This is a genomic window from Undibacterium sp. TJN19 (assembly GCF_049339485.1).
GTDB lineage: Bacteria > Pseudomonadota > Gammaproteobacteria > Burkholderiales > Burkholderiaceae_D > Undibacterium.
On record NZ_JBMPPL010000001.1, the window covers coordinates 465493 to 480628 of the forward strand.

At 47.4% G+C, this 15136-nt stretch carries 17 protein-coding genes; 5 read left to right on the forward strand and 12 right to left on the reverse strand.

From position 1 onward, the window contains the following. Positions 1 to 88: 88 nt before the first annotated feature. From pstS to ACO0LH_RS02155, 7 genes are all read right to left on the reverse strand, one after another. Positions 89 to 1264, reverse strand: coding sequence for a phosphate ABC transporter substrate-binding protein PstS (gene pstS, locus ACO0LH_RS02125; protein WP_422939393.1), 1176 nt, complete (start codon positions 1262 to 1264; stop codon positions 89 to 91). 42 nt (positions 1265 to 1306) lie between these two features. Next, the gene (locus ACO0LH_RS02130) at positions 1307 to 3352 is read right to left on the reverse strand and encodes a methyl-accepting chemotaxis protein (RefSeq protein WP_422939394.1); all 2046 of its coding nucleotides are present in this window, start codon (positions 3350 to 3352) and stop codon (positions 1307 to 1309) included. A 166-nt stretch (positions 3353 to 3518) separates the two neighbouring features. Continuing rightward, a complete protein-coding gene (locus tag ACO0LH_RS02135; protein ID WP_422939395.1) occupies positions 3519 to 3746 on the reverse strand; it encodes a hypothetical protein in 228 nt (75 codons plus the stop codon). A gap of 176 nt (positions 3747 to 3922) precedes the next feature. Next, positions 3923 to 6781 (reverse strand): bifunctional diguanylate cyclase/phosphodiesterase, encoded by a 2859-nt coding sequence (locus ACO0LH_RS02140; protein WP_422939396.1) that lies wholly within the window; start codon positions 6779 to 6781, stop codon positions 3923 to 3925. Between the two features lie 145 nt (positions 6782 to 6926). Continuing rightward, positions 6927 to 7241 (reverse strand): hypothetical protein, encoded by a 315-nt coding sequence (locus ACO0LH_RS02145; protein ID WP_422939397.1) that lies wholly within the window; start codon positions 7239 to 7241, stop codon positions 6927 to 6929. A 327-nt stretch (positions 7242 to 7568) separates the two neighbouring features. Next, on the reverse strand, positions 7569 to 7718 hold the full coding sequence (locus ACO0LH_RS02150; protein ID WP_422939398.1) for a hypothetical protein: 150 nt from the start codon (positions 7716 to 7718) through the stop codon (positions 7569 to 7571). 139 nt (positions 7719 to 7857) lie between these two features. Then, entirely contained in the window at positions 7858 to 8052 is a 195-nt protein-coding gene (locus ACO0LH_RS02155; protein ID WP_422939399.1) for a hypothetical protein, read from the reverse strand. A 123-nt stretch (positions 8053 to 8175) separates the two neighbouring features. Between ACO0LH_RS02155 and ACO0LH_RS02160 the strand changes: the two genes are divergently transcribed. The 3 genes from ACO0LH_RS02160 to ACO0LH_RS02170 all read left to right on the forward strand — a co-directional run bounded on the left by ACO0LH_RS02160 (position 8176) and on the right by ACO0LH_RS02170 (position 10260). Then, positions 8176 to 8508 carry an EamA family transporter gene (locus tag ACO0LH_RS02160; RefSeq protein ID WP_422939400.1) on the forward strand — a complete coding sequence of 111 codons (333 nt, stop codon included), beginning with the start codon at positions 8176 to 8178 and terminating at the stop codon, positions 8506 to 8508. A 232-nt stretch (positions 8509 to 8740) separates the two neighbouring features. Then, a complete protein-coding gene (gene trhA / locus ACO0LH_RS02165; RefSeq protein ID WP_422939401.1) occupies positions 8741 to 9358 on the forward strand; it encodes a PAQR family membrane homeostasis protein TrhA in 618 nt (205 codons plus the stop codon). 407 nt (positions 9359 to 9765) lie between these two features. Next, on the forward strand, positions 9766 to 10260 hold the full coding sequence (locus tag ACO0LH_RS02170; protein WP_422939402.1) for a hypothetical protein: 495 nt from the start codon (positions 9766 to 9768) through the stop codon (positions 10258 to 10260). Positions 10261 to 10494: 234 nt separating this feature from the next. Here the strand turns inward: ACO0LH_RS02170 and ACO0LH_RS02175 are convergent, their stop codons facing one another. Then, positions 10495 to 11229 (reverse strand): polymorphic toxin-type HINT domain-containing protein, encoded by a 735-nt coding sequence (locus ACO0LH_RS02175; protein WP_422939403.1) that lies wholly within the window; start codon positions 11227 to 11229, stop codon positions 10495 to 10497. 247 nt (positions 11230 to 11476) lie between these two features. Here ACO0LH_RS02175 and ACO0LH_RS02180 point away from each other — a divergent pair, with 247 nt between their 5' ends. Continuing rightward, complete coding sequence (locus ACO0LH_RS02180) at positions 11477 to 11818, forward strand: hypothetical protein (RefSeq protein ID WP_422939404.1); 342 nt, start codon at positions 11477 to 11479, stop codon at positions 11816 to 11818. A 69-nt stretch (positions 11819 to 11887) separates the two neighbouring features. Here the strand turns inward: ACO0LH_RS02180 and ACO0LH_RS02185 are convergent, their stop codons facing one another. From ACO0LH_RS02185 to ACO0LH_RS02200, 4 genes are all read right to left on the reverse strand, one after another. Then, the gene (locus tag ACO0LH_RS02185; RefSeq protein WP_422939405.1) at positions 11888 to 13048 is read right to left on the reverse strand and encodes a YaaC family protein; all 1161 of its coding nucleotides are present in this window, start codon (positions 13046 to 13048) and stop codon (positions 11888 to 11890) included. Positions 13049 to 13148: 100 nt separating this feature from the next. Then, positions 13149 to 13394 carry a hypothetical protein gene (locus ACO0LH_RS02190; protein WP_422939406.1) on the reverse strand — a complete coding sequence of 82 codons (246 nt, stop codon included), beginning with the start codon at positions 13392 to 13394 and terminating at the stop codon, positions 13149 to 13151. 36 nt (positions 13395 to 13430) lie between these two features. After that, positions 13431 to 13664: a hypothetical protein gene (locus ACO0LH_RS02195; RefSeq protein WP_422939407.1), complete on the reverse strand. Its 234-nt coding sequence runs from the start codon at positions 13662 to 13664 to the stop codon at positions 13431 to 13433. Positions 13665 to 14007: 343 nt separating this feature from the next. Next, complete coding sequence (locus tag ACO0LH_RS02200) at positions 14008 to 14772, reverse strand: SDR family oxidoreductase (RefSeq protein WP_422939408.1); 765 nt, start codon at positions 14770 to 14772, stop codon at positions 14008 to 14010. A 55-nt stretch (positions 14773 to 14827) separates the two neighbouring features. Between ACO0LH_RS02200 and ACO0LH_RS02205 the strand changes: the two genes are divergently transcribed. Continuing rightward, the gene (locus ACO0LH_RS02205; protein WP_422939409.1) at positions 14828 to 15022 is read left to right on the forward strand and encodes a hypothetical protein; all 195 of its coding nucleotides are present in this window, start codon (positions 14828 to 14830) and stop codon (positions 15020 to 15022) included. Positions 15023 to 15136 lie beyond the last annotated feature (114 nt).

A 15136-nucleotide genomic window follows, 5' to 3' on the forward strand; every position in this document is an offset into this window, starting at 1 on the left:
GTAATCTTACTTCTCGTGCAATTTGACATGGTTAGGAAATTTCCTATATTTCTCAATGGCTTAGAAAACCGATTTTTTCCAAATAATGTCACTGAGGAATCCACTGCAAAGGCTTACCACTTGTATCTGCCACGGTCATCATTTCTCTAAAAATACGTGCCTGTATGCTATCCGGTAGACGGACCATATCGACGGCGCGAACCAAGTGGTCGCCGTTCATAAAGCTCCAGGTAAAGAACTTCATGGTGGCAATCGCTTTTTCCGGGTTGTTGACATTTTTTTGAAGCAAGACAAAAGTTCCCATCGTAATTGGCCAACTGTTGACGCCAGACTTATCTGTCAGCATTTCCTCGAAATTGCCTTGCGTTTTCCAGCCACTGTTAACCATACTCGCCGCAAATGCATCTGCTGAAGGTCCGACAAACTTTCCATCACGGTTTTTGAGCAACACAAAATCCAAGTTGTCCTGAAGCACGTAGTTGTAGTCGATATAGCTTAGCGAATAAGGTGTTTTTTTGACTGCTGCAGATATGCCGCTGCTGCCTTTTGCCTGGATGACTTCAGAATGCCACTTGATCGTGAAATTTTTTCCATAGGCACTCTGCCAGTCCGGTTTTAGTTTTGACAGATAGTCCGTAAAATTATAGGTTGTGCCCGATCCATCCTGACGTGCAATCACCTCAATGGCCTTCTTTGGGAGTTTGATGTCAGGGTTCAGGGCGACAATAGCAGGATCATTCCATTGGTTGATTTTGCGGGCGAATATGTCTGCAAGAACTTCACCCGTCAGTTTCAGCTTCCCCGATGCGATACCAGGAATGTTAATGATAGGCACCACACCTGAAATTGCAGATGGAAATTGAATGAGATTGTCATGCTTCAAATCTGCCACGCTGAGTGCCACATCGCTGGCACCAAAATCTACCGCTTTTGCCTTAATTTGCTTGATGCCGGTGGAAGAGCCAACTGCCTGATAATCAACATTCATTTGGGTTTTCTTGTTGTAAGCCTCAGCCCATTTGCCGTATAAAGGCGCCGCTGCGGAGGAGCCTGCGCCGTTTATCGTAGCGGCTATCGCGGTGGATATATGAAAACTCAGAAACAAAAAGAGTGAAAACGCTTTGCAGATAGCCGCGATTTGACCATGGGCAGTCATATTGACAGGCTTGGCATCAGGCTGGATTTCGGCCTCATCACCGGAATAATTGCAGTGTAAAGAGCGAAATGAGCTGGTTGGTAAAAGTAATAATAAAATCATTTTCATATCTCGTTGCAGCTCATAAACAAGCATTGTACCGTTATAAGCTCAATTCGTATTTGCCAGACGAAGTTTGGCCTTGGTAATTTGCCTGACCTGCGGAGCTGCATTTTTTTTCATGCTGCCTTGCCCTGCCTCTCCCTCATTTGAGTTTGTTGGTCTAGCGTCATGAATCCTGAATACGGCAACCGCTTGCGACAGTTTGAGCGCCTGATCATGCATGCTTTCTGCCGCTGCTGCTGCCTGTTCAACCAAAGCTGCATTCTGCTGGGTGATGTTATCCATCTGGCTCAAAGCTTCATTCACATGCTCAATGCCAGAACGCTGCTCAGCGCTGGCCGTGGTGATTTCTTCCATGGCATCGGTAACAGACTGAATGGAGTTGACAATCTGTTCCATGGTTGCACCCGCCGCCTGGACTTGCTTGCTGCCCACGTTGACCTGCTCGACAGACGCTGTAATCAGTTGCTTAATTTCTTTGGCCGCACCAGCAGAGCGTTGTGCCAGATTGCGCACTTCTGAAGCAACAACTGCAAAGCCACGGCCTTGTTCGCCAGCGCGGGCCGCTTCTACCGCAGCGTTCAGCGCGAGGATATTGGTCTGAAAGGCAATGCCATCAATGACACCAATAATGTCGCTGATTTTTTTGGAGGATTGTTCGATAGCCCTCATGGTATCGATCACCCGTTCCACTGCCACGCCACCTTCGCGTGCTATATCTGAGGCAGACAAGGCATTACCGTTGGCCTGTTCTGCACCAATAGCGTTTTGTTTCACTGCATTGGTTAGCTCTTGCATGGAAGCAGAAGTTTCCTCCAGTGAGCCGGCTTGCTGTTCAGTGCGGGTGGACAAATCAGCATTGCCATGTGCAATTTCCTGGGACGCCGTGGCAATTGTTTCTGTCCCACTGCGGATGTTGGTCACCAGACTTGCCAGGCCCAAACTCATTTCTTCGAATGCGTTAAGCAACTGCGCTATCTCGTCTTTACCATGAGACGAAATCCTGGTACTAAGGTCTCCAGCTGCGACACGTTGTACAGCTTCGCTTAGTTCTTGCACCTCGCCAGAAAACGAAACATAGAAACCTGCCAGTAAATAAGCTGCGACAATCAAGATGAGGGAAATCACTGCGATCAACATATTTCTGTGCAAGATGTCGCGTTGAAGCCGCTCTTCCAGTGATGCATCAAGCAAAGCGCCTGTCGCATTTGCATAGGCATACCAGCCATTGACACTTGCTATGCCCGCCTTCAAAAATTCTGTGCCTGATGTCTGGTTCAGGGTATTGAGAACTTCATTTTTTGTACGCTCCAGAAATTCCAGATTACTGGTAAGGACGGCCTGTTGCGCATCCAGCTTCGTTTTGAAACCAGGATTGGCTCTGTACATCGCTTCCAGTAATGCCGGTATGCGGCTGATGTCACGTTTGGCCAGCATGACATCTGAACTGATCAGCAAGTCTTCATTGGCTTCCAGCAAACCGGTATCGATATAAGAAGCCCCGCGACCTGCAATGTCGGAAATACCATCTGCTAATTCTGGCAAATTCTTGGCAAAAAGACTGATCAGATAATAGGTATCAACTTCCGGGTCCAGCGTAAGATGCGATCGATCGGCGATTTGTGCATTGAGTTTGTACAATTGCGCGATCAGTGATGCATGATCGGTATAGCTTTCTTTATTCTTTGATGCTGACAGCTTTTGCAAGATGCTTTCCCAGGACTGTTTGATGGCGATAAATGATGCATCCAGCCCCATTTCCAACTGCGCTTTTTGTAGTTTGTCAAACGCTGAAATTTTGGAGTTAATTTCTTGCTGTAGCTTGCTTGCCGCTTCTTTGGCTGGTGCATTACCGGCCAGGGCTAAATGACGCAGAGCGCGATGACGCTGCGTCAGTTTCAGCAATTCTTGTGCAGCCTGCAATTGCTGGATACCCAGACGCTCACTTTGACTAAAAGAGATAGATTTATTAAGCTCATGGATTAGCAAGCCAGTGATCAGAATAGCGGGTACAGAAAAGAGTACCGCAACGATCAGGAACTTAGGAAACAGACGGAGGCGCTGCATTAGCGCGATGGCAGGACGTAGAAACATGGCATGGTCACCTAAATAAAGCATGCATCGTTTCAAGCTTGAAACGATTTATTGCATTGCAGCAATGATGCGCCTGCTTTATGTCATTTTCATGACTGCTATGTCACAAATGGTTACGTCTTTTAAAGTATCGTACCATTATATATGTGGCAGATCCGGTTCGCATTTATGCGCCGTTGCGACGGTGCTCCGGTTGGGTTAAGACACGCTGAGTAACCTGGCGCGGTACACCATGTGCGCGCAGGTATTCAAGTGCACAAGCAGTTCCTACTGTCTGTTGCAGAGAAATACCATGGGCAACCTTGGTCTCGGTCGCAGAATCGGTTCTGCCATGGATGTTGGAAGTAGTTACTTCTTCGAAGTTTTGCAAAAAATTCAAATGGCTAATTGACATGCGTATCTCCTAGTTCCATCAGTGAAAAAATGCAAAATGCCGAATCGAATCGTTGTTTCCACAGACTTTTGCAGGCAAAAGAATACACCGAATTGGCGATCAAGATTTGCTGTTTTCATTTTTTGCGCTTGATTTTTGCATCTTATTTGATCAAACCCAAATGTCATTTACTACCTCTATGAATTCACTGCCAGCGGTAGTAGAAATTGTTTTAACATCAAATCAGGTACATAGTCAGCCGATACCGGGCGGGAAATAAAATAGCCTTGAATTTCATCACAGTTGAGCTGCCGGAGTGCATCCACTTGCTCCTGGGTTTCTACACCTTCCGCAACAACGGTCATATCCAGTGCGTGCGCCATGGATACTATCGCTTTAAAGAAAATCTCACCCTCTTTAGACTTCGTGAGTTCATTGGTGAAAACCCGGTCTATTTTCAAAATATCCATGTCCAGGCGTTGAAGTTGGGATAATGAGGAATACCCTGTCCCAAAATCATCCACCAATAATTTAACGCCTAGCTCACGTATATCGCGGAGATCCGCAAGGATGGCATTATCTTCCCCCATCATGGCAGATTCAGTGATTTCAACTTCCAGAAGAGTGGAATCAATACCGCAACTTTGCAGGCACTCAGCCAGTTTCTTCGGCAGAGAACCCGCGCTGAATTGCTTGGCCGAGACATTGATTGAAACAGGCACCACTGGCAAAGATGCGGCTTGCCATGCTGCGATCTGGGCACATGCCTTTGCCATAACGATTTCGCCCAGGCGCAGTATCATTCCATTCGATTCTGCAAGAGGAATAAACTCTACCGGAGGAACCAAGCCATAGTCCGGGCGTATCCATCTTATCAGCGCCTCCATACTGGTCATCTTACCAGTCAATGCATTGACTCGCGGTTGATAGAACAGCACGAATTGATCTTCTTCTATTGCCTGCTCAAGTGCACGCTCCATGTCGACGCGCACTCTTAATTTTTCATAGAGCTCGGGTTTGAAGAAATTGTAATGCCCCTTTCCAGATGCCTTGACCGAATACATGGCAATATCTGCATTCTTTAGCAATATCTCGGTCGTATCGCCATCGACAGGGTAAATGCTGATACCGATGGAAGCACCGATCTGATGCTTTTGCCCTTCCCACCAGAATGGTTGCTGTAAAGTGTCGCCTATACGTTCTGCAACTCGGGCAGACTGGCTATCCCGCTCTACCGGTTCCAGCACGACCAGAAATTCGTCGCCGCCCAGACGAACGACATTGTCAGATGGCCGCAGTACAGATAGCAATCGTGAAGCAACCGATTTCAGTAGCTGATCGCCCGCTATATGTCCTTGTGAGTCGTTGACGTTCTTAAAGCCGTCGAGATCAATAAACAACAATGCCAGCATTTGCTGGCTGGTTTTTGCCCTCTGTATCGCGTTTGGTAAATACTCCGTTAACCAGTGCCGGTTATATAAACCAGTCAACACGTCCTTGGTAGCCAAACGTTGCAGTTCACGCTCGGCTTCTTTTCTTTCGCTGATGTCTTGTATTGCTACTGCCAGACCAGAACCGGAACGTGTAAGGCGGCGTCTGGCCCATGCCATGTTCAAAGGACTCAATTCAGAGAGTTCGTACTCATCCTCGTAAAAGCCGGTTTCCATGGCGCGGGAATAAATTTGCATGAGCTTCGTGAAGTAAATTTCACCCTGCAGGGAAGACATCTTCATGCCTATGAGTTCTTCGCGGTTGAGTCCAAAAAACAGGGCACCGCGAACATTGCAATCAACCACCTGGAAATCGATGATTTTCCCGTGCGCATCCCTGATTGCATTCATCATGTAAAAGCCTTCATCTGTCGCTTCCGTCGCCAGACGATAAGTGTCGCGCACTTGCTTGGCCTGATACTTTCTCCAAGCAAGCCTGGTCGATATAAAAGCGGCGATTGAACCAAACAGGAAAAGTGCGATTGTTGTCGTGACAGCCGTCATTTTAGCTTGCGCCCAAATGGCCTGGTAATTACCAAACAGTTCCTGCTCATCCAGACCAACAACAGCAGTGAGTGAAAAGGCATCAACGCTTTGCCAGCCCAATATGCGGGAGTGTTGATCTACGAAAGTCGACGGCCCGGAAAATTCGTCTGAGCCTACCGTTGTTTTGAATTGAATATTCTGCGTAAATACGTTACCGCCACCAAACGGTATGACATCTCCCAGCCTGCTTGCACCTATCGCGCCATCGCTTGCCAGAATGGCGATCAATCCATTTTTACCCAGGCTTTGGCTGTCATAGAAAGAAGAAAAATAGGATGGTTCTACCGAGATAACCACTATCCCATCAAATGTTTCGTCAGCGGTTTCCAGCCTGCGCGTAAATTGAATGACGAGCTTGCCGGAACTGTTAATAACAGCCGGAAAGCCTATTTGCATGGCACTGGAATTATTATTCTGATGATAAAAAAACTGCCCCCTCAATGTCGTGTCCTGCCATTTCTCTATAGGGATAGTGGAGGTAACAGGTTTGCCTTTGGCGTCCAGGATGGCAACCAGCTCAAATTGTGGGGCGATGAATAATCCCTGGGATCTTTGTTCTTCCAGCCTCAGGGAATGCCTGGAATGTTCCCAGTCATATTTCACATGCATGCTGACCTGGTCAATTTGCTCAATTGTGCGGGTCAGATATTGCGCATATGCACGCGACAGAGAGGCGACATCTTTGAGCGCATTTGCCCTCATTTGTTTTTTGTCTCTGTCTATAGTGGAATAATGCGAACGCCAAACGGCAAGGACGAGAACCAGGAAAACAATTGACCATCCAATAATAAACGTACAGCTGTATCTCAGAAGAGCATGCTCTTGTGTCCACTTCCGGATAGAAGTAATGAGATGTGAGGCGATCACGATATTAAAGGAACATTTAAAGAGACATGACGGTATGGTGCGACAAGTATGGGCGTATCGCTGCCTGTATAGGAATGTATAGCAAAAATTTTCCTGTTCAGCTTGATTTTCAGAATGAGTCCTTGAAAGCACCAGCTTGTTTTTAGCAAACAACAATGCAAGCAGGGAGTCATTGAACTGTCATACCTGACTGCTATACTCACGGAAACATCTCCTCGATGTCGGATCCATTTTTTAAGCAGCCTCTCAAGGCTGCTTTTTTTTATATCTAAATTTATATCAAAAATCTTGCGGTGATTTAGTCGTTCGCAATATAGTAATTGCACATCGTTATGACATTACTGAGATTTCTGGCATCTTCACGTGCCAGCAGAATATCCCTGACTTCAACGATCTGGCTGCGGCTGGGAATAATTTCGACCGGGCTATGGCACATCCAGTTCACAAGAATCTTAGTGATTTTTTGACTGCTTAATTTAGCAACTTCGTTGCGAGTAGGTACATAACAATGAGAAATCTCCGTATTTTGTTTTTCGGCCCACTTTTTTGCCGCATTCAGGTTTTCTTCCGGGACACCAAAACGCTCATGACCACGCTGCATGGTAAAAATCATTAAGAAACCAGGTGAATAAATTTTATAGATTATTAACTATACAGCAAATAATTTCTTGTTTTACTTATCAAAATAATTTCGAAATGCAACGAGTACCAATTTCAAACTACATACGATCATTTTTACAAAAAAGTCGGTACAAATTTAGACCAAATAACACATTTTATTAAGCCTGACCCGGCTCCAACCCATGCACTAATAAGACGGCTGCATTAACAACTTGATTACAGTATGGATGTTGAATGAATTTAATTTCATGAGACGAATGCCCGCGCAAACCCTGTCACTCCCTCTACAACACCGCCAGCATCGCCCTCAGTCCCTCATTCAACGCTTCAACTCCCCCGTCCCCAAGGCTGACATGATGCGTCTTTCATTTTCTACGTGAGCGACGACTGCGCGGTCTACCAGGTCTTTACCGGCGTTGGTCAGTTGCACCAGCATGCTGCGTACGTCATCGGGGTTTTGCAGGCGCAAGATCCAGCCGCTGGCTTCGAGTTTTTTGCAATCTGTGCGTCATGGTGCCGGAGATGACCATGAGTTCGGAAAACAGGTCTGTCGGGCTCATGCAAAACGTGGCTCTGGAGCGCCTGATCGTGGCCAGCATGTCGAATTATCAGTCGCTCATGACGAAGGTGTTGAAGGTGGAATCGAGCTCGCGCTGTAATAGATCACTGCAACGCCTGAGACGGCCCATATTTTCCATGGGGCTGCAATCAAGGTCTGGCCTGGCATTGCGCCACTGTTTCATGATCTTGTCGCCTGCATTCATCATTTTTTCTCCCGTCTTGATGACTCCCTGAGTATTCATTCGTTCTTAAGCCTGCATTATATGCGTTGCCCCTCGCTATTCAGGCATATGGCCACTGTGGCTTCTGCTTACACCTTGAAAGACCACACACACACCGGGGGGTTATCTTGAAATCGAGATAGTTTGTGCTATCAGCTCTTGCTGTGTGGTGTGATCTTGCTGCCCTTGAGCCTCATGGCAGATGCGCCGCTGCCTGCGCTGAGCCTGACGCAGATACTGGCGTATGCCTATCTGTCGGTGGTCGGTGCCTTGCTGGCCTACAGCCTGTGGTTTCGCGGCATTGCGCGCCTGTCGCCGGTGGCCGTGTCTTCACTCTGTTTGTTAAGCCCCATCAATGCCGTTATCCTGGGCTGGATCGTGCTGGATCAAAGTCTGCGCGGCATGTCACTGGCGGGTTTATTGATCGTCCTGGCCATTGTCATCATCGTGCAAAAAAACATGCGCAGCCAGGTCTGAAATTATTCTCACCCACACTTTCATCAAGGAAAACAACATGGATGCACACATACAAGTGCTCAGCAAAAGTATTGATCCATTACAATGGCGCCACTTCGATCGGAAAGCACTGGGATTTGATAGGTCGCGTAACCGGGTGGCAGTCTTCGCCAGGAAGTGCGCAACGCGGCTGCGCAAAAATATAATTGCTGGGCCAGAGTATTCATAGCAGGAAATTTGTAGGGAGATACGCATGTATTATGGAGAGCGCTTCAACAGCATTACCCACGCGGTGGGTGCCGTGCTGGCGGCAGTGGGTGGCGTATCGCTAATCACGATAGCAGTTCGCAGTGGCGACTATTGGAAGATTGTTAGTTTCAGCATCTACGCAGCCACGCTAGTTGCCCTGTATTTTACATCTGCCCTGTATCACAGCACCCAAGGGCCAGCCAAAGACGTATTGCGTCGGCTCGACCATTGCGCAATCTACTTGCTAATTGCTGGTACCTATACGCCATTCACACTGGTCAGCCTAAGGGGGACGTGGGGATGGACGCTGTTCGGCGTGGTGTGGGGGCTTGCCGTTATTGGTGTCCTGCAAGAATTGTGGTACGCCAAAGGAGCACGGCTAATGTCGTTGCTGATCTATGTGGTGATGGGCTGGGTTGGCGTGATCGCTGCTAAGCCGCTCATCAATGCGCTCACGATGGACGGCTTCCGGTGGCTGGCAGCAGGCGGTGCGCTCTACACCGGCGGCATCGCGTTTTATGCCACAGATCACAAATGGCGTCACGGACACGGGGTTTGGCACCTGTTCGTACTTGGCGGAAGCATGTGCCATTTTGGCGCGGTATTGCTGTACGTGGCATAGAGGCTCAAGCACAGCGATTTGTCTTCTATCGCAGTGCCCTTTGTTGACTGAACACCGACAGAATTTTTTCAACTGGAGTTCTGCCGATCTAACTAATCAGCCAATAAGCGTTATCGAATGCCTACAGCGATAGCTTGTTGGTCTGCCACTCCAATCACGCTCTGGACAACTTATCCATTGTTGAATTGATAGGCTACATCAATTCGACACATGCAAATGGCTACTTTTATGAGAATACGCAGATGGGCTGGCAAGACTAAAGCGCAGGTTCATGCAGCATGCTGCACACCTGCGCACAGGCCAAACCATTAGCAACCCTAATGTTTCACATTACAACTATTCGTTATGCAAAGAGAACAGGGCAGGCTAAGATTTCTTTCACCCCCTGCCACGACTTACTCTGACAAATGAAACTACCTCTTTTATTCCCCGCTTTGGCTGCCATCATCCTTGTCGCCACGCTAAGCACTGCCCATGCTGAAACGCACAATGCCCCAAATGCCGACGATGAAAAGCAAATCAATACCTTGCTGACAAACTACACCACCAGCGTGACCAACGGCGACAGCGCACTTTTTGAATCGCAGTTGCTCGATCTGCACATCCCGTTTTCCGGCGTATCGCAAAAGAAAGGCGGTGCAGCGAAAATGACACTGCAAAGCATTCAGAACTACCAGGGTTTCAAGGCCGCCATTTTTGGCGACAGTCAACAATACAAGCAACGGTTTTCTGCCATCGATATCCAGCAAGTAGGCAACCTCGCCCAAGTCTCACTCGACTATGAAACCGCCGGACAAGGCGAAGACTACCAGGGCAAGGGATGGAAGATCATTCAGTTGATCAAGGTAGACGGCAACTGGAAAATAGCCAGCGAGTTTTTTGCGGGGTATCCGAGGTCTTAGTGTCAGATAGTAGTAGTGGCGCATCGAAGTGTAGCCGGATCACAAGTGCACATCACAGCGATTTACATTTATCTCGTGATCCTTCGATGTCGCCGTTTTGCTTCGATTTGATGCTGCATGTTTTCGAGCGTCTTAGAAGAGCTTGTGGAAGCCACGCTTCGCTTTAGCATCGTCAAGCTCTTTTTCACCTGTTTTTGAAATGAATTCTTAAATATATACTCATAGCTCTTTGGATCAGGAAAAGTCATTTGCAATAACAGTGCTGTTAGGGCCTCTGGCTAAAAATTTTACCAACTCAGTAGATCCCTTTGCGTTGTGCACCAATGCACCAAACAAGCCGACAAAATAAGTGTGAAATTCTTCAACTTCCAAGTTATAGACGGTCGTTTTTCTTTCAGTTTTTTTCAAATCAATGATAGTGGCAGATGCACCTGTAGCCAATTTAAGCCTTTGCCCTAACTGGAGTGCACTAACTGTTGCCCAGCCTATTCCCTCGACCCAAAATGGATGCTCTTCTGTAGCATAAATGAATTCTACTTCTTCATTCTGATTCTGGATTACCAAGTCACAAATGCGTTTATCGAAATGCTCAAAAAACTTTAGAATTTTACGATATGCTATTTCTCCAGTTTTTTCATCGCGTGATAAAACCTCGAGCCCTGGCTCTAAAAACTGGATTTCAACTAATCCATGTTTTGTCCAAACAAACGTACCTTCGTCAAAACACGAGAGATCTGGTGCTGCATTTTCAGTATTATTGAATGCTTCATCTAGCACTTTTTCGCAAGGTGGCGAAGCACTTCCAGTGGTTTTATTTTCATACTCATTTTGGATCCAGACACCTATCTCACCAAGGTAATACTTGTTAAAACCTTTTACTGTAAAGTCATAAATTCTTGAGTTGAAAGCCTCACCAAGTACAGGTGCAGCAGAAATTTCACTATCCGCGCGGGAATTTAAAATTTTCATATAGTCATTACCCAAACAATAAGGAGATTTTCGCCACTTAGATTATCTTTTCTTGAAACAATATCAGGAAATCGCGTGTAATAAACTTTGTTTCAACTTAGCGAGATCGCATCAGTGCCATCCATTAATTCCAGCAACGTAGGCTGGGCCTCGCTAGCCTACGCTTCACCAGCCCAACACTGGGCCTTCGATATGCATATGCGACATTGAATCGCCAAATACTGTAGCGAGGAGAAGTAAGCTAACGATGTCTGCCGCGCTTTATGGAAATGTTACGGCACTTAAGCCAACTGCTGTGCTTTCTTTACATTCAACGCTGCATGCCTCACCAGAACACCGTTCGCGCTGGCAGCATGCGTTTCACTCACCGGTCAAATGTATTGAAGACATTGGCCATTTGCTGGTTCTCAATAGAGGGCATACTCTGGCGCCTGCCCCGTTCGCGCCATTCCCTGACTACCTCGGTGACTTCTTTCTCGATGGTAGTTGCCTCGTCCCGGCCAAGCCGGTAGAAATCTGCCGCAGTTTCCCTTACGACTTTGATGTCAGGTGCAGCCACATCACCACCGCAGGCTGGAACAGTACGTAGGTTGGGCTACGCTTCACCAGCCCAACACTAGGCCTTCGATTCACGAATATTCACAAGCCAAACTGCGAGTCACATCAACCAAGGCTGTCTATGAGTAGAAATAATAATTTCATCGGAAGCCAGCATTGATAAAGCCAAAATAGGAAATTTTTTAACAATTGTATCTACCGCAAGATCAATCAATTTTGCAGCACGACAATGAGACTCAATGCAACCCACCCATATGTCAGGGAAATATCTAGACAACATACTTAATTGATAGGCCAATATGTAAAGATCGACAATTTCAAATGTGTACAGAGTATCGGCATAAGCGATGCTTTCGTGATTCAAATTATCTCTACTACTTGGCCAACTAAAGTGAAAATCTAGCTCGCGCTCTAAGGTAAGTTCAATGATTCCAACCTTAGCATCATCTTCTCCAAGCCAAGAAAATGAATTCGCATATTTCGGCGCAATGCGAAATTTATCTAATATCGAATCACGTTCATCGAGTGATTTGCAATTATGAATTCTCCAGCTAAAACGCCCCATAAAGTCACCATCAGCGATCGTATCGAGATTAATCCGGCTGCAATATACTTCTATTCCAAATCGATCAAGATCAATAGTTAGATCGGGCATATGTCGGAGAAGATCAATTATCTTCTTTTTTTTCCCATGAAGTTCGGCAGAACTACAAACATTAAAAGTTCCCACTGGCGAATATTCTACAGAACTATTTCGCTTCCCATTTGTCCTCTTCATTCCATACGTTTTCCCTACACTTGGCAAAACATCATACCAATTAGAAAAATGCCCAAATTTCAATATTTCTGCGTGTGTATTTTCAAGCAGATGCGTTCCTGAAGACGCCATCTTCGCATTGCAGCCAGTTGTAAAATCCAGACCATGATTATTATTTTTTTTGTCTTGGCGAAGGTAGTCGAGAGATTTTCTTCCATCTCCAAGAACCAACATCATTAAGGATGCTAAAGCGACAGCACCATAGTAAACATGATTTGGCCTTGTAAAAAGAGTTGAGGCACGAGCTGCATCAAAATACTCTTTCGCCTGCATGACACACACACGGGCTTGGGTAGCCTGCTTTAAATAATTTGCTTCATCTGATTTCGATTTACCTGACCCGTGCCTCAGTTTTATTTTATCTATTGTCAGTTCCGCGTTTGAGAACTCAAGCAACTGCCGCCATGTTTCGTTGTAGATATTATCGGTTACTATCCAGCGCATATTAAATTTTCATAAAAATTACCAAAGACGCTACCAGTCGAGAATCTAGCGTTGAAAAAATTACTCTCGCCAAATATCAACAACCAAAACAACAAAAAAACTATCTCTTTTTAGTCTGCGCCAACGCACTGGCAGCCGCTGACTTGGATTGGGCACTGGTTCTGCCATCAGTTAATACCTTAGACGCGGCACTGGCAGCGGCGGCAGATGTTTGTTTTCCGGGCGCGCCTGTTTGAGAAAGTGCGCTTGCAGCGGCAGTCTTTGAATTGTGTCCTGTTGATTTGCTTTGCAAGGTTTGCGATGCAGAACTTGCTGCTTTGCTTCCGGTAGTTTTGGTATTGGGCATGATGCCTCCTGGTTAGGTGTCACACGATTTGAAGCCTTACTGCTGCACGGGGAAGACCAATAACTGCCAAGCAATTTTTCCTTTATAGGGATCATGTTGCCTGTGATTTTGTGGTGGCAAGGTGTGACCACCAGCAATAGCGATCTCGTCGCCGCAATTTGTGCATCTGTAGATACCGGGATGCGGTGCAGTTGTACCGGGGGAATGTATGGCATCAAACGCAGCATCATTCCGCTGAAGCAGATACTGTCCGTATTTATATAAAGCCATACCTTCCTCCGTGAGAGACGTTGGCAATACTTAAGGTCGATGGCAATGCTTACAGTGACCAGAAGACCGCTCGTATGAAGATTTTAGTCCTTACATCTGCTGGCAAGCAATCCAAATTAAATATAAATAAGACATTTTATATTTACAACTATAAATCGTTGTTTTTTGACGGATTATTGTTTTTAGACAATGGCATCAGAAACTGATATGTCCGATTAAAAAGACAAATAATCGTATCTTGTCTGTTTCATCGGACAGTTAAAACTGTCTGACCATGCTGAACGTAACTTGTTTATTTGGGTAGCGCAGGTTGTGACTGACCTCACCACCTGCGACGATCCCCCTACCCTCGATAAACCGACATCCCACCATCCACCAGCAAGGCGGCACCGGTCATGAACGATGAGGCATCGGATGCCAGGTAGAGCACTGATCTGGCAATTTCTTCCGGCGTGGCCAGGCGTTTTAAGGCGTGCAGGTTTTGCACGTGGGCCAGGGTTTCGGGTGAGCTGGTCATCTGCCTGCCCATGGGGGTGTCGGTGCCGCCGGGGAGGATGGCGTTGACGCGTATGCCTTCGGAGCCGAATTCGCTTGCCAGCGATTGCGTCAGGCCGATCAGCCCGGCCTTGCTGGCGGCATAGGCGGCGACGCCGGCAAAGCCGACGGTGTAGCCGACGAAGGTGGATGTGAAAATGACCGTGCCAGACCCGCGTTTTTGCAGGGCGGGGATCTGGTGTTTTGCGCCGTAGAAGGCGCTGCTGAGGTTGATGCCCAGCGTGTCATGCCAGCCCGCGGCGGATATGCCGGGCGTGGGGCCCATTTCACCCAGCGTGCCTGCATTGTTGAAGGCGATGTCCAGTCCGCCAAAATGGGCAATGGCGGCTTGCACCATCTGTGCGGCAAAGGCTTCGTCTTTTACATCGCCTGCCACGGCCACGGCGCGCCCGCCTGCGGCGGCGATCTCGGCCACCAGCAGATCCAGTTCAGCGCGGCGGCGCGCACCCACCACGACCGCTGCGCCTTCGCGTGCCAGCAGCAAGGCACTGGCGCGGCCTATGCCTGAGCTGGCACCGGTGATGATGGCTACCTTGTTGGTCAGATTATTCATTGCCTTGTTCCTGTCTGTCGTTGAAAGAGCACGCAGTCTGCGCTGCAGCCCGGCAATGGTCTGGCCGGATACGGACGAGAAATTGGATGTGCCTGCGCAGCATGCTTACGCTCTGAAGATCGATGCTGCCAAACAGCCCATTGGTGCCTGCAATCAAAGTGAAATAGAGGTGGCTGAGGTGGCCGAGGTGGCCGATCCAGACGACGATGGCAAAAGAAGGATGAGACCAAAAGCGAAACTGAAAAAATGAGCTTGCCTGCCCGTGACAAAAATAGCTTGTCAGCCGCCACGCGGTATTGCAAACTTGGTACACACCTTCATCCCAAATCCCCCAATCCCCCCCAACCCCTAACAAGCACTGGAG

Excerpts from the sequence above, each read along its gene's own strand:
- pstS (WP_422939393.1), bottom strand. The coding sequence starts at position 1,264 with ATGAAAATGATTTTATTATTACTTTTACCAACCAGCTCATTTCGCTCT.
- ACO0LH_RS02130 (WP_422939394.1), bottom strand. The coding sequence starts at position 3,352 with ATGTTTCTACGTCCTGCCATCGCGCTAATGCAGCGCCTCCGTCTGTTT.
- ACO0LH_RS02135 (WP_422939395.1), bottom strand. The coding sequence starts at position 3,746 with ATGTCAATTAGCCATTTGAATTTTTTGCAAAACTTCGAAGAAGTAACT.
- ACO0LH_RS02145 (WP_422939397.1), bottom strand. The coding sequence starts at position 7,241 with ATGATTTTTACCATGCAGCGTGGTCATGAGCGTTTTGGTGTCCCGGAA.
- ACO0LH_RS02155 (WP_422939399.1), bottom strand. The coding sequence starts at position 8,052 with ATGAATACTCAGGGAGTCATCAAGACGGGAGAAAAAATGATGAATGCA.
- trhA (WP_422939401.1), top strand. The coding sequence starts at position 8,741 with ATGTATTATGGAGAGCGCTTCAACAGCATTACCCACGCGGTGGGTGCC.
- ACO0LH_RS02170 (WP_422939402.1), top strand. The coding sequence starts at position 9,766 with ATGAAACTACCTCTTTTATTCCCCGCTTTGGCTGCCATCATCCTTGTC.
- ACO0LH_RS02175 (WP_422939403.1), bottom strand. The coding sequence starts at position 11,229 with ATGAAAATTTTAAATTCCCGCGCGGATAGTGAAATTTCTGCTGCACCT.
- ACO0LH_RS02180 (WP_422939404.1), top strand. The coding sequence starts at position 11,477 with ATGTCTGCCGCGCTTTATGGAAATGTTACGGCACTTAAGCCAACTGCT.
- ACO0LH_RS02185 (WP_422939405.1), bottom strand. The coding sequence starts at position 13,048 with ATGCGCTGGATAGTAACCGATAATATCTACAACGAAACATGGCGGCAG.
- ACO0LH_RS02190 (WP_422939406.1), bottom strand. The coding sequence starts at position 13,394 with ATGCCCAATACCAAAACTACCGGAAGCAAAGCAGCAAGTTCTGCATCG.
- ACO0LH_RS02195 (WP_422939407.1), bottom strand. The coding sequence starts at position 13,664 with ATGGCTTTATATAAATACGGACAGTATCTGCTTCAGCGGAATGATGCT.
- ACO0LH_RS02200 (WP_422939408.1), bottom strand. The coding sequence starts at position 14,772 with ATGAATAATCTGACCAACAAGGTAGCCATCATCACCGGTGCCAGCTCA.
- ACO0LH_RS02205 (WP_422939409.1), top strand. The coding sequence starts at position 14,828 with ATGGTCTGGCCGGATACGGACGAGAAATTGGATGTGCCTGCGCAGCAT.